The sequence below is a fragment of the Nocardia sp. NPDC005978 genome (assembly GCF_040614455.1).
Lineage (GTDB): Bacteria > Actinomycetota > Actinomycetes > Mycobacteriales > Mycobacteriaceae > Nocardia.
Genome location: NZ_JBEXUS010000035.1, coordinates 39393 through 52824, shown reverse-complemented (window position 1 = coordinate 52824; position 13432 = coordinate 39393). Strand labels below are relative to the sequence as shown.

At 67.9% G+C, this 13432-nt stretch carries 12 protein-coding genes; 7 read left to right on the top strand and 5 right to left on the bottom strand.

Features of this window, described 5'->3' with window-relative positions; genetic code table 11:
* Positions 1 to 27: 27 nt before the first annotated feature.
* Positions 28 to 3981 (top strand): DNA-directed RNA polymerase subunit beta', encoded by a 3954-nt coding sequence (locus tag ABZ319_RS18065; RefSeq protein WP_354987553.1) that lies wholly within the window; start codon positions 28 to 30, stop codon positions 3979 to 3981.
* Positions 3982 to 4200: 219 nt separating this feature from the next.
* Positions 4201 to 4797 (top strand): Uma2 family endonuclease, encoded by a 597-nt coding sequence (locus ABZ319_RS18060; RefSeq protein ID WP_354987552.1) that lies wholly within the window; start codon positions 4201 to 4203, stop codon positions 4795 to 4797.
* 241 nt (positions 4798 to 5038) lie between these two features.
* Here the strand turns inward: ABZ319_RS18060 and ABZ319_RS18055 are convergent, their stop codons facing one another.
* Complete coding sequence (locus ABZ319_RS18055; RefSeq protein ID WP_354987551.1) at positions 5039 to 5266, bottom strand: hypothetical protein; 228 nt, start codon at positions 5264 to 5266, stop codon at positions 5039 to 5041.
* Between ABZ319_RS18055 and ABZ319_RS18050 the strand changes: the two genes are divergently transcribed.
* Entirely contained in the window at positions 5256 to 5396 is a 141-nt protein-coding gene (locus ABZ319_RS18050) for a hypothetical protein (RefSeq protein WP_354987550.1), read from the top strand. The genes ABZ319_RS18055 and ABZ319_RS18050 overlap by 11 nt on opposite strands.
* A gap of 68 nt (positions 5397 to 5464) precedes the next feature.
* On the opposite strand, the gene ABZ319_RS18045 is transcribed toward ABZ319_RS18050, so the two are convergent.
* Together ABZ319_RS18045 and ABZ319_RS18040 are read right to left on the bottom strand one after the other, a co-directional pair.
* Complete coding sequence (locus ABZ319_RS18045; RefSeq protein WP_354987549.1) at positions 5465 to 6139, bottom strand: hypothetical protein; 675 nt, start codon at positions 6137 to 6139, stop codon at positions 5465 to 5467.
* A 286-nt stretch (positions 6140 to 6425) separates the two neighbouring features.
* Complete coding sequence (locus ABZ319_RS18040) at positions 6426 to 7406, bottom strand: YafY family protein (protein WP_354987548.1); 981 nt, start codon at positions 7404 to 7406, stop codon at positions 6426 to 6428.
* A gap of 91 nt (positions 7407 to 7497) precedes the next feature.
* On the opposite strand from ABZ319_RS18040, the gene ABZ319_RS18035 reads away from it, so the two are divergent.
* The gene (locus tag ABZ319_RS18035) at positions 7498 to 8658 is read left to right on the top strand and encodes an epoxide hydrolase (RefSeq protein WP_354987547.1); all 1161 of its coding nucleotides are present in this window, start codon (positions 7498 to 7500) and stop codon (positions 8656 to 8658) included.
* A 109-nt stretch (positions 8659 to 8767) separates the two neighbouring features.
* On the opposite strand, the gene ABZ319_RS18030 is transcribed toward ABZ319_RS18035, so the two are convergent.
* On the bottom strand, positions 8768 to 9748 hold the full coding sequence (locus ABZ319_RS18030; RefSeq protein WP_354987546.1) for a DMT family transporter: 981 nt from the start codon (positions 9746 to 9748) through the stop codon (positions 8768 to 8770).
* Positions 9749 to 9786: 38 nt separating this feature from the next.
* Here ABZ319_RS18030 and ABZ319_RS18025 point away from each other — a divergent pair, with 38 nt between their 5' ends.
* On the top strand, positions 9787 to 10317 hold the full coding sequence (locus ABZ319_RS18025; protein WP_354987545.1) for a CGNR zinc finger domain-containing protein: 531 nt from the start codon (positions 9787 to 9789) through the stop codon (positions 10315 to 10317).
* Positions 10318 to 10332: 15 nt separating this feature from the next.
* Here the strand turns inward: ABZ319_RS18025 and ABZ319_RS18020 are convergent, their stop codons facing one another.
* On the bottom strand, positions 10333 to 11019 hold the full coding sequence (locus ABZ319_RS18020; RefSeq protein WP_354987544.1) for a TetR/AcrR family transcriptional regulator C-terminal domain-containing protein: 687 nt from the start codon (positions 11017 to 11019) through the stop codon (positions 10333 to 10335).
* A 145-nt stretch (positions 11020 to 11164) separates the two neighbouring features.
* Between ABZ319_RS18020 and ABZ319_RS18015 the strand changes: the two genes are divergently transcribed.
* Positions 11165 to 11683 (top strand): hypothetical protein, encoded by a 519-nt coding sequence (locus ABZ319_RS18015; RefSeq protein WP_354987543.1) that lies wholly within the window; start codon positions 11165 to 11167, stop codon positions 11681 to 11683.
* Between the two features lie 136 nt (positions 11684 to 11819).
* A complete protein-coding gene (gene mqo / locus ABZ319_RS18010) occupies positions 11820 to 13328 on the top strand; it encodes a malate dehydrogenase (quinone) (protein ID WP_354987542.1) in 1509 nt (502 codons plus the stop codon).
* The last annotated feature ends 104 nt before the right edge of the window (positions 13329 to 13432 follow it).

Below are 13432 nucleotides of genomic sequence, written 5' to 3'. Positions count from 1 at the left end.
CAACCCGTACAGGGGAAAGGAAGTTACGTGCTAGACGTCAACTTCTTCGATGAACTCCGGATCGGCCTGGCTTCCGCCGAAGACATTCGTCAGTGGTCGTTCGGCGAAGTGAAGAAGCCGGAGACCATCAACTACCGCACGCTGAAGCCCGAGAAGGACGGCCTCTTCTGCGAGAAGATCTTCGGTCCCACCCGGGACTGGGAGTGCTACTGCGGTAAGTACAAGCGCGTCCGCTTCAAGGGCATCATCTGTGAGCGCTGTGGCGTCGAGGTCACTCGCGCCAAGGTGCGCCGCGAGCGGATGGGCCACATCGAGCTGGCCGCGCCGGTCACCCACATCTGGTACTTCAAGGGCGTGCCTTCGCGCCTGGGTTACCTGCTCGACCTGGCGCCGAAGGATCTCGAGAAGATCATCTACTTCGCCGCCTACGTCATCACCGAGGTGAACGAGGAGGCTCGCCACAACGAGCTGTCCACCCTCGAAGCCGAGATGGACGTGCGCAAGAAGGTCGTCGCCGATCAGCGTGACGCCGACCTGGAGGCCCGCGCCCAGAAGCTCGAGGCCGACCTGGCCGAGCTCGAGGCCGAGGGCGCCAAGTCCGATGTGCGCCGCAAGGTCAAGGACGGCGGCGAGCGCGAGATGCGTCAGCTGCGCGACCGCGCCCAGCGTGAGCTGGACCGGCTCGACGAGGTCTGGACCACGTTCACCAAGCTGTCGGTCAAGCAGCTCATCGTGGACGAGATGCTGTACCGCGAGCTGCAGGACGAGTACGGCGAGTACTTCACGGGTCACATGGGCGCCGAGGCGATCCAGAAGCTCATGGAGCAGTTCGACATCCCGGCCGAGGCCGAGAACCTGCGTGAGATCATCCGGACGGGCAAGGGCCAGAAGAAGCTTCGCGCGCTGAAGCGTCTCAAGGTCGTCGCCGCGTTCCAGATGAACGGCAACTCGCCCATGGGCATGGTGCTGGACGCTGTCCCGGTGATCCCGCCGGAGCTGCGCCCGATGGTTCAGCTCGACGGTGGCCGCTTCGCGACCTCGGACCTGAACGACCTGTACCGCCGCGTGATCAACCGCAACAACCGTTTGAAGCGACTGATCGATCTGGGTGCGCCCGAGATCATCGTGAACAACGAGAAGCGCATGCTGCAGGAGTCGGTCGACGCGCTGTTCGACAACGGCCGTCGTGGCCGTCCGGTCACCGGTCCGGGTAACCGCCCGCTGAAGTCCCTGAGCGATCTGCTCAAGGGCAAGCAGGGTCGTTTCCGTCAGAACCTGCTCGGTAAGCGCGTGGACTACTCGGGCCGTTCGGTCATCGTGGTCGGTCCGCAGCTCAAGCTGCACCAGTGCGGTCTGCCGAAGCTGATGGCGCTCGAGCTGTTCAAGCCGTTCGTCATGAAGCGTCTGGTCGATCTCAACCACGCGCAGAACATCAAGTCCGCCAAGCGGATGGTCGAGCGTCAGCGTGCGCAGGTGTGGGACGTCCTCGAAGAGGTCATCTCCGAGCACCCGGTGCTGCTGAACCGCGCGCCCACCCTGCACCGCCTGGGTATCCAGGCCTTCGAGCCGCTGCTGGTCGAGGGCAAGGCCATCCAGCTGCACCCGCTCGTGTGTGAGGCGTTCAACGCCGACTTCGACGGTGACCAGATGGCCGTGCACCTGCCGCTGTCCGCGGAGGCGCAGGCCGAGGCCCGCATCCTGATGCTGTCCTCGAACAACATCCTGTCGCCCGCCTCGGGTCGTCCGCTCGCCATGCCGCGTCTGGACATGGTGACCGGCCTGTTCTACCTGACCCGCCTCGAAGAGGGTGGCAAGGGCGAATACCGGGCCGCGACAAAGGATTCCGCCGAGTTCGGCGTGTACTCCTCGCCGGCCGAGGCGCAGATGGCGGTGGACCGCGGTGAGCTCACCGTGCGTTCGCTGATCAAGGTCCGCCTGACCGAGCAGCGCCCGCCGAAGGACACCGAGGCCGAGCTGTTCCCGAACGGCTGGCAGCGGGGCGACGCGTGGACGGTCAAGACCACGCTGGGCCGCGTCATCTTCAACGATCTGCTCCCGGCGGACTACGCGTTCATCGACGAGCCGATGCCGAAGAAGCGGCAGGCGGCGATCATCAACGATCTCGCCGAGCGCTACCCGATGATCGTGGTCGCCCAGACGGTCGACAAGCTGAAGGACGCGGGCTTCTACTGGGCCACCCGTTCCGGCGTCACCGTCTCGATGTCGGACGTTCTGGTTCCGCCGAACAAGTCCGAGATCATGGCGCGCTACGACGAGCAGGCCAATCAGATCGAGAAGAAGTACCAGCGTGGCGCTCTCGATCACCAGGAGCGCAACAACGCCCTGGTCAAGATCTGGCAGGAAGCGACCGAAGAGGTCGGCCGCGCGCTGCGCGACCACTACCCGGCCGACAACCCGATCATCACGATCGTCGACTCGGGCGCGACGGGTAACTTCACCCAGACCCGTACCCTCGCGGGTATGAAGGGCCTGGTGACGAACCCGAAGGGTGAGTTCATCCCGCAGCCGATCAAGTCCTCCTTCCGTGAGGGCCTGACGGTTCTGGAGTACTTCATCAACACGCACGGCGCTCGAAAGGGTCTGGCCGACACCGCGCTTCGTACCGCGGACTCGGGCTACCTGACCCGTCGTCTGGTCGACGTGTCGCAGGACGTCATCGTTCGCGAGACCGACTGTGGCACCGAGCGTGGCATCGTGGTGCCGATCGCGGAGAAGCAGGCCGACGGCTCGCTCATCCGGGACGCGCACGTGGAGACGAGCACCTACGCTCGTACCCTCGCCACCGACGCGCTGGACGCCAACGGCAATGTCGTCATCGAGAAGGGTCACGATCTCGGTGACCCGGCGCTGGACGCGCTGCTCGAGGCCGGCATCACCGAGGTGAAGGTCCGCTCCGTGCTGACCTGCACCACCGGCACCGGCGTGTGTGCGACCTGCTACGGCCGCTCGATGGCGACCGGCAAGCTGGTCGACATCGGTGAGGCCGTCGGTATCGTCGCCGCGCAGTCCATCGGTGAGCCCGGTACCCAGCTGACCATGCGTACCTTCCACCAGGGTGGTGTCGCGGGCGATGACATCACCGGCGGTCTGCCCCGCGTGCAGGAGCTCTTCGAGGCTCGTGTGCCCAAGGGCAAGGCGCCGATCGCGGAGGTCTCGGGTCGCGTGCGGCTCGAGGACGACGACCGCTTCTACAAGATCACGATCATCCCGGACGACGGGTCGGACGAGGTCCTGTACGACAAGCTGTCGAAGCGTCAGCGTCTGCGGGTGTTCAAGCACGAGGACGGCTCGGAGCGCCTGCTCGCCGACGGCGATCACGTCGAGGTCGGCCAGCAGCTGCTGGAGGGTTCGGCTGATCCGCACGAGGTGCTGCGCGTGATGGGCCCCCGTCAGGTGCAGATCCACCTGGTCCACGAGGTCCAGGAGGTCTACCGCTCGCAGGGTGTGTCGATCCACGACAAGCACATCGAGGTCATCGTTCGCCAGATGCTGCGTCGCGTCACCATCATCGACTCGGGTGCGACCGAGTTCCTGCCCGGTTCGCTCGTCGAGCGTGCCGAGTTCGAGAACTCGAACCGCCGCGTGGTCGCCGAGGGTGCCGAGCCGGCGTCGGGTCGTCCGGTGCTGATGGGTATCACCAAGGCGTCGCTCGCGACCGATTCGTGGCTGTCGGCGGCCTCCTTCCAGGAGACCACCCGCGTGCTCACGGACGCCGCGATCAACTGCCGCTCCGACAAGCTGATCGGCTTGAAGGAGAACGTGATCATCGGCAAGCTGATCCCGGCCGGTACCGGTATCAACCGCTACCGCAACATCCAGGTCCAGCCCACCGAGGAGGCCCGTCAGGCCGCGTACGCGGTGCCGTCCTACGACGACACCTACTACACCCCGGACGGCTTCGGCACCACGACCGGTGCCGCGGTTCCGCTGGACGACTACGGCTTCAGCGACTACCGCTAAAGCTTCGGTCCAGGAACAACATTCGGCCCCCGCTCTCCGGAGCGGGGGCCGTTTGCGCTTTTGGGAACTTGCTCCCCCCGCGAGGCCGGCGCGAGAGTTCAAGTCGAGATTTCATGAGACTGGCGTGGTGAGGTAAGGCACCTGGTACAGAATTGGCCGGAGGAGGCCGCCAGGCGGCATTACCTACTCGCATAACGTTATGCAGGTACGCTTCCTGGTATGACCGCCGCTCAGCACATCGATGAGCCGATTCGGAGTCGGCTGGTGTCGCTGCCTATGCCACCTGCGGGTGGATTCACCGCGGTAGACCTTCCTCGTCTGATAGAAGTGGTCGATGGCCGGTTCGAGCTGCTGGACGGTGACGTCGTGATGATGGCTCCCGCCACGCACTGGCACAACGAAGTCATCGATATTCTGAAGCACTCGCTACGTGCCATCGCGCCCGAGGCGTACGTCATCGCGTCGGAACAGGGCATAGATCTGGGTGCCAGTGTGCCGGAGCCGGACGTTCTGGTGGTCTCGCGATCCGCGGTGCGCTCGGACAGCCTGGTGTTCGCCCCTGCGGATGTGCATCTGGCGATCGAGGTCGTTTCGGCCCGGACCAAGACCAAAGATCGCAAATTGCGCCCGTTGCAGTACGCGGAAGCCGGGGTCAAGTGCTTCTGGCGGGTGGAAAACGAGAACGACGCCATGGTCGTCTACACCTTCGAGCTGCTGCCCGAAGGCGGCTACGCCCCGACCGGAGTTCATCGAGTCCGGGTCAAGGTCGATCGCCCGTTCCCCATCGATATCGAGCTTCCCGCCGTCACTTGGTGATTCCGCGGTAGCGGGTAATAGGTTCGGTGAGACCGGCTCGTGGGCCGTGCGAACCTCGTCGATCGAATATCGGTATCTACCTCGAGTGATAGCGTAAAGCTCTGGATCGGTGCTGCGCGAAGGGGTTCCCGATGGTGGCTGGGCGTCGTGTACTTGCCGTAATGCTCTGTGCCGCCGCGTTATCGGTGGGCTCGGCCGGGATCGGCGCCGCCGCGCCGTCGGAGGCGGGGTTGGGCGGGTGCTACCGGGGGAACGTGTTGACCGGGGCGCTGGTGCCGGGGTCGGGGAGCGCGGGGCAGGGGGTGCGGCGGACGGCGGAGGTGTGGGATTGCGTCAGTCCGTTGTTGCCGGGGGTGGTGTCCGGGAGGTTCGAGGCCGAGTTGCCGTGGGTCGGGTTCGGGTCGCGGTCGCAGGCGCGGTTCATCTGGTCGGACGGGAGCGTCAGTACCGCGAGCGGATTGCCCAACACCCTGTGGACGATTGTGGACGGTCCGGCGGCGGGGCATATTTTGCGATTCCAGTTGGCGGGCAACAGGGACGGCGACTGGTACTACCTGACCGGTAGCGCGCAGATCGAGTCGCTGACCTTCATGCGCTAGCCGCGACCGGGATTCGAACACGGTTCATCGATCCCGATGAACTGGTTTTCTGGCTACGGTTCGAGGTGTCAGCGTGGCGGCGGGAGGGCCTCGAAGGCCGGGGCCAGGGCCTGGGAAGCGCCGGGGACCAGGGAATTCGCGTAGGCCAGGGCCGCGTCGACGGCCGGCTGACCGCCCGCCTGCTGGAGGCCGATCGCGCCGCCGAGCAGGGCGCCGACCACCGTCAGGATCGGGACGGTGATGATGTCGAAGACGAAGAGCCCGGCGGGGAAACCGATCAGGAAGCCGATCGCGCCGCCGATGGCCGCGCCGGTGGCGACGGCCGGCAGGTGTGCCTGGACGACGTCGAAGAAATGCTGCTGGGCGTTGACGTCGCGCAGCGCTACCGGGGACGCGGCCTTGGGCGTCAGGGTGAGGCGGCGGCCGTCCTCGTCGATGACCGGCGCGAATTCCAGGTTCTTCCCGGAGATCTTGTATGTCAGTGGGACGGTGGCCAATTCGAGCCCGTCGGCGTCGGTGGCGACGACCGCCTGCCCGTCCCAGGTGGCCAGGAAGCGCCCGGCCGCCAGGGTGCTGACCGTGGCGCGCTTGTCCGCGGACAACTCCACCCGGTAGTCCACGCCGTGATCGGTGCCGCTCACCTGCACGGCGGGCGCCGCTCCGGCCGGATCCGCCACCGCGGGTGTGCTCGCGACGACCGTCGCCGTGAGGCAGAACAGTGTCGGCGCAATGATCCTGGTCATGCCCATGGTGGTGCCCCTAGCGCTGCGAAACGGGTTGTGGCGTGATCTTGCGCAACGACCGTACCGGGCAGCGCGGGGGATAGGAACCCCGCGTCGCATATGCGACGGGCCCGGATGCCGGCGCGGGTGCGCACGCTCGCCGTCGTGGCGACGCTCGAAGTCCGCGCTTCGGAAGCCTGGTGCGACATGCCCGTCGGCGCATGGCGATCCGGGGTCGGCCGCATCGTCGCGGCGATGCCCCTGCTCGCCGGTCCGGCCGAGGGCGTGCCGATGTCGGGACGGGCGCTCAGTTCTCCGATCCGGCGGGCGCGGCCAGGGCCCGGGCGATGCGATCCGCCGCCGCGCGCAATTGCGCCGCCAGTTCTGGAGATTCGCGGACTTCGTACTCGACGCCGAGGGTGATGAGCCGCCCGGCCAGCCACTCGACCGAGTCCTCGCGAATGCCCCGCAGGCGAGAGGTATCGGCATCGACGGCGTTCAGCTCGCCGGGGCTCTCGCCGAGACCGCCGGAAATCCGGTGCAGGGGAGCGTGAATGGTCACATCGACGGCGAAGGGCGTTATGCCCCAGTCGGTGCGAGCGCCTGCCACGTAGGCGGCCGCGTGTTCGGCGGGCAGCTCGCGCGGGGTGAATCGGGCGGCGGTGGGCTGCGGCGCGGTGACGCGGTCGACGCGAAAACTGCGCCAGGCGTTGCGATCCACGTCGTAGGCGACCAGGTACCAGCGTCCACGGGTGGCGCTCAGGCCGTTGGGTTCGACGTTGCGGCGCGATTCGGCCCCCGCGGCGTCGCGATAGGTGAAGCGGACGCGTTCGTGATTGGTGATGGTGGCGGCCAGGGTGGCCAGCACCTCGGGGTCGGCGGTCGGCCCGGTGCCGGTGAACACGGCGGTGGCCGCGCCCAGCACCCGCACGCGGCGGCGGAGTTTGGCGGGCAGCACCTGTTCGAGTTTGGCCAGGGCCCGGACCGAGGATTCCTCGATGCCCGCCACGGCCTGCCCGGCGGCCGCTCGCAACCCGACGGCGATGGCCACGGCCTCGTCGTCGTCGAGCAGCAGCGGCGGCAGTGCCGCTCCGGCGGCCAGCCGGTAGCCGCCGGTCACGCCGAGCGTGGCCTCGACCGGGTAGCCGAGGTCGCGCAGGCGGTCGATGTCGCGGCGCACGGTGCGGTCGCTGACACCGAGCCGTTCGGCCAGTTCGCTGCCCGGCCATTCGCGCGGGGTCTGCAGCAGCGACAGCATGCGCAGCAGTCGCCCGGGTGTGTCGTTCATGCTCGACATCCTCTCGCACAACTAGGCCGCGACCTGTCCTAGATGCTTCCTAACGTGGTCCTCGGTTCGAACGACGACACGAGGAGTTCCCATGACCGCCATCCGCCCCTTCCGCATCGACATCGCGCAGGCCGACCTCGACGACCTGCGGGATCGGCTGGCCCGGACCCGCTGGTCCGCGCAGCTGCCGGGGCAGGACTGGGAGCGCGGCGTGCCGGTCGCCTACCTGCGTGAGCTCGCCGAGTACTGGCGCACCGAATTCGATTGGCGGGCAGTCGAAGCCGAGCTCAACGCCTTCCCGCAGTTCCTGACCGAGATCGACGGCCTGGACGTGCACTTCCTGCACGTGCGCTCGCCCGAGCCGCACGCGGTGCCGCTGCTGCTGACCCACGGCTGGCCGAACTCGTTCGTCGAATTCACCGACACCATCGGCCCGCTGACCGATCCCCGCGCGCACGGCCTCGACCCCGAGCCGGCCTTCCACGTGGTCGTGCCGTCGGTTCCGGGTTTCGCGTTCTCGCAGGCGCCCGGCGCGACCGGTATGACGGTGCGCCGGGTGGCGACCATGTTCGCGGCCCTGATGGACCGCCTCGGCTACGACCGGTACGGCACCCAGGGCGGTGATCTGGGCGCGTACGTCGCTCCCGAAATCGCCTTGGTCGCACCGGAACACGTGATCGGCGTGCACGTCGACGGCGGCCTCGGCATGCCCACCGCGGCCGATGTGCCGGACATGTCGGCGAGCGAGCTGGCCGACTGGGACATGATGCGGGGCTGGATGACCGGCGGCACCGACCATCACTCCCTGCTGCGCGCCGCGCCCCAGTCCCTCGCCCACGCGTGGACCGATTCCCCGGCCGGCCTGCTCGGCTGGTTGATGCAGAAGTTCCACGAGTTCAGCCCGATGGCCGATCACCCCGAGGATGTCATGAAGCGTGACCACCTGCTGACCAACGCCGCCCTGTACTGGTTCACCAACACCGCCGCCACCTCCTCGTGGCCGATGTACGACGGCCTGGTCGACGGCGGCTTCGCCATGCCCAAGGGCCAGAACCTGGTCCCGACGGGCCAGTACGGCGGCGGCATGCCCCTGATGCGCCGCCTGGCCGGCGACCACAACGACATCGTCCACTGGCCCGAGGGCAACCCCGGCAACCACTTCGTGGCCATGGAACAGCCCGCCGCCCACGTGGCCGACATCCGCGCCTTCTTCACGCTGCTGGCAGACCGCCCGGTCGAGCCGGTCGCCTGATCTCGGGTCGCCGAGCCGCGAGTTCCGTTGCCCGCTGCGGCGTCTCGGGGCTGTGCTCCCGGCTCGAGCCGGTGAGTGGCTGTCTCCGCAGTCGGTTCGGCGGGCCGGCTCAGGCCGTGGTCGCCGAGGCCGTGGCCGAGGTGGCGACCGTGGGCCGGGTGGCCGGCTCGCCGAGGCGGACCACCACCACGCCCGCGAGAATCAGTGCGCCGCCGAGCAATTGGATCGGGCCGGGGGTTTCGCCGAGCAGCAGCCAGGCGAAGCCGATGGCGGCCACGACCTCGGTGAGGGCGGCGAAGGAGGCCAGGCGGGAGCCGAGCAGGCGGGTGGCGGCGATCCCGGAGAGGTAGGCCAGGGCCGCGGTGATCACGCCCAGCGCGAGCAGGGGCGTCCACCAGGGGGTGGTGAAGTCGTCGAAGGCCACGGGGTTCGCGGTGATGCGCAGCGGGACGATGCCGAGCAGGCCCGCGGCGAGAATGCCGAGACCGCCGATCAGCAGGCCGCCGGTGGCCAGCACCGCGCCGGGCAGCGCCTCGCCGCTCTGGCCCGACAGCACGAAGTACACGGCGGCGCCGGCCATCGCGCCCAGCGCCCAGAGGATTCCGATCCAGCTGGTGTCGGCCCCGGAGCGCAGATCCAGGACCAGCAGCAGTCCGGCGATGCCGATGACGGCCCCGAGAACCGTTGCGCGCCCGGGCTGCTGGCGGTGCCGCAACCACAGCCACAGCACCACCGCGATGGGCGCGGTGTACTCGATGAGCAGGGCGACGCCGACTTCCATGTGCGCGACGGCGTTGAAGTACGCGAGCTGCGCACCGGCGACGGCGGCCAGGCCGTACATGACGAGCAGCGGGGCGTTCTGCCGCAGCAGTTCCCAGCGCCCGCGTAACTGCACCAGCGCCACCGGCAGCAGCACCAGCGCGCCGAGCAGCACGCGCACGATCACCGTCGAGGCCGGGCTCCACCCCGCGTTCATCATGCCGCGGCCGAGGCTGCCCGAGAGGCCGAAGGAGGCGGCCGACAATGCCGCGAGCAACAGGCCGTTCCGGATCCGGCTCGGCACCGCGGTGTCATGAGTCAAAGTCGCCATGACTAATGACGCTAAGGCTCGTGCGGTAATGTGTCAACATGTCTTTTGCTCATGACACAGTGGCGTCGATGGCCGCCGCGGTCGAGCTGGTGAATTCGGCCGAGGCGCCGGACACGATGACCGATGCCGAGCAGCTCGCGGAGTTCTTCGACCGCCACGGCTACACCGGCGTCCGCACGGGCGACGCGCGGGAACTGGCCGCGGTGCGTGCCCAGCGCGCCCCGATGCGCGAGCTGCTGACCGCCGATCGCGACACCGCGGTGACCCTGGTGAACGAGATCCTGGCCCGCCACCGCGCGGTCCCGCGCCTGGTGCGTCACGACGCCCTGGACTACCACGTGCACGCGGTCCCGCCGGACGCTCCGCTGGATGTGCGCATCGCCGTGGAGACGGCCATGGCGATGATCGACCTGATCCGCGCCGACGAGCTCAGCCGCCTGGCCCTGTGTGCCGATGAGACCTGCGACGGCATCGTTCTGGACCTGTCCCGCAACAGGTCTCGCCGCTACTGCAGCGTGGCGTGCGGCAACCGCAATGCCGTCGCGGCCTATCGCGCTCGGAAGAAGTGATCGGATCGTGAAGCGCTACGGCGTCTCACGATCGGCGAGCTGATCCTGCAACCCCTGTAGCAGCGCGGCCAGCCCGAACTCGAAGCTGCTGTCCGGCGCGGCGTTGTAGTCGGTGGCGGCCTGGCGCTCGATGCGGGCGCGCAGTCGCGGGAACTCCATCGCGACCGCGGTGGCCTCGGACATCGCTTCGCCCAGTTTGGCTTCCGGGTCGCCGCCGTTGCGGCCGAGCCGCCGCTCGATCGAGATGTTCGCCGCGGCGCCGACCGCGTTGCCGAGCACGAACATGAACACGGTCGCCGCGGCCCGGTCGGCCGCGTCGTCGTCGAAGCCCGCGCGCTCGTACACCGTGAGCACGTGCTCGTCGTGGCGAGATTTGTTGGGGCCGTAAAGCAGATAGCCGGCCTGCGCCTGCACGATCCACGGGTGCCGGTTCAGCATCGTGTACATCCCGGTGGCCAGGAGCTCGGCCGCCGCGCGCCAGTCGAGGGCGTCCAGGTCGGGTAGTTCGATCTCGGCCCACACCTCGTCGGTGGCCAGGCGCACCAGATTGTCCTTGTTCCGGACGTGCCAATACATGGCGGTGGCGGCGGCGTCGAGCCGTTTGCCCAGTTCGCGCATGTTCAGTCCGTCCAGGCCCTGTTCGTCGAGCAGGTCGATGGCGGTCCCGATGATCTGTTCGCGGGTGAGCGTTTCGCGCGGCATGCCCCGACTCTAGGTGCTCACCAGGCACTTTCACAAAGTTCAAGAAACTACTTGCACTTAGTTCAAGTATCCGGCTATGGTTCCCTTGTACTTAGTTCAAGTCGGACCCGCCGAGACCGCGGGCCGCGAAGCAGGAGACCGAAACATGAACGCCGTCATCGCCACCAGCGCCCTCGCCATCGCCGCCGCCTTCGTGAGCATGCCGATCGTGCGCAGCCGCTACGGCAAGCCCGCCATGGCCCGCGCCGAGGCCGAACTGGCCCGCCAGGGCGTGCGCACCAGCGTGCTGCGCGAGAACGGGATGCGCTTCGACGCGAGCGGCCACGAGAGCGCGGCCCCGATCGGCATCGCGGCGATCATGATCGCGCTGGCCGGGCTCAACTTCGCCGGCGCGGACCTGGCTCGCCCGCTGAACTGGGTGCTGCTGACCCTGGTGCTGCTCGGCAACGGCGTGATCCTGTACAGCAACCTCACCGCGGTGCAGTCGGTGCGCGCGGCCTTCGCGAAGAAGGGCGACCCGATGCTGGCCCGCATCGACGTCCCCGCCCTGCTGAAGGAGGCCGAAGCGGGCTTCCCGGACTGGACCTGGACGCTGCAGAACATCCGGCACGTGCTGGTCTTCGGCGGCGCCGCCCTGGGCCTGGTTCTCACCGCCCTGATCTGACCGGGTACCCCGGCGCACGCGAGTCGATGCGCACCTGTGGGATAGGGCACCGATCCGGATCCCGCCCCTGCACACGAAGGGGAATCCGGTGCTAGCGTGCCTACGTTCCAGAAGTCCTATGGGGGTCGAGCGGGTAATGACGAAAACGCAAGCGTCGCTGCGGCCCTATGACGTGGTACTGGTCGGCGGCGGAATCATGAGCGCGACCCTGGGTCTGCTGCTCAAACATCTGGAACCGACCTGGACGATCGCGGTGTACGAGCGACTACCCGAATTGGCGGGCGAGGCCTCGGACCCCTGGAACAACGCAGGTACCGGCCATTCCGGGCTGTGCGAACTGAATTACACCGCCGAACTGCCGGACGGCTCGATCGATATCGGCCGGGCGCTCACGGTCAACGAGCAGTTCCAGCAGAGTCGCCAATTGTGGGCGGCGCTGGTGGAGGCCGGAATCCTCGGCAAGCCGGAGACTTTCATCAATCCGGTGCCGCATATGACGCTGGTGCACGGCAAGACCGATGTCGATTATCTCCGGCGCAGATTCGAAACCCTCTCCGAGAACGCTCTTTTCGGCTCCATGAGATTCAGCGACGATCCCGCCGTCATCGGCGAATGGGCCCCGCTGCTCGCGCAATCGCGTGACCCGGGCGAGCCGATCGCCGCCACCCGGGACGTGACCGGCAGCGACGTGAACTTCGGCGCACTCTCCAAACAGATCTTCACCTACCTCAAGAGCGTCGACGTCTCGATCAATCCGCGCTGCGAGGTCCGGGGGATGCGCCGCAACAACGACGGCTCCTGGCAACTGCGCATTCATCAGCACACCGACAACGACCGCTTCACGCACAAGGTCGACGCGCGTTTCGTCTTCGCCGGCGGTGGCGGCTGGGCGCTGAAACTGCTGCAGAAGGCCGGCGTGCCCGAAGCGCGCGGGTACGGGCTGCTTCCGGTGAGCGGGCGGTTCCTGCGCTGCGACAATCCGGAGATCATCGCGCGGCACGACGCGAAGGTGTACGGCAAGGCGCCGGTCGGGGCGCCGCCGATGTCCATGCCGCACTTGGATACTCGTGTCATCGACGGGGAGCGGGCGCTGTTGTTCGGCCCCTACGCGGGGACGAACCCCAAATTCCTGAAGAACGGTTCGATCCTGGACGCGCCGGGTTCGCTGCGCCCGCACAACATCGGGCCGCTGACCTCGATGCTGGCGAGCAATCTGCCGCTGGTCTGGCTGCTCACCAAGCAGCTCACCGCCACGCGCAAGAAGAAGCTGGCCGCGCTGCGCGAATTCGCGCCCGAAGCGGTCATGGACGACTGGACCATGATCACCGCCGGTCAGCGCGCGCAGATCGTCAAGGGGGAACCCGGCCGCCGCGGGGTGCTGGAGTTCGGTACCGAAGTCGTTGCCGCGCACGATGGTTCGATCGCGGCCGTCCTGGGCGCGTCGCCGGGGGCGTCGACCGCACCGGCGATTCTGCTGGAGGTGCTGGCCCGGTGCTTCCCGTCGTATCAGCGCTATTGGGCGCCGAGCCTGCGCGAACTGATCCCCACCCTGGGCTCGAGTCTGGCCGGTGACGCGGCTCTGGCACGGCACACCACCTCCCGCACCGCCGAGATCCTGGGATTGACCGCGCCGCTGCGCGACTGAGGCCGCGCCCGGCGCGACCGAACACGGCAGGTGCCTGCCATCGTGCCGCCGCACCGTGGACAAGCCCCGCCGCACGCGGTATGAAAATGGAACACGTTTCATTT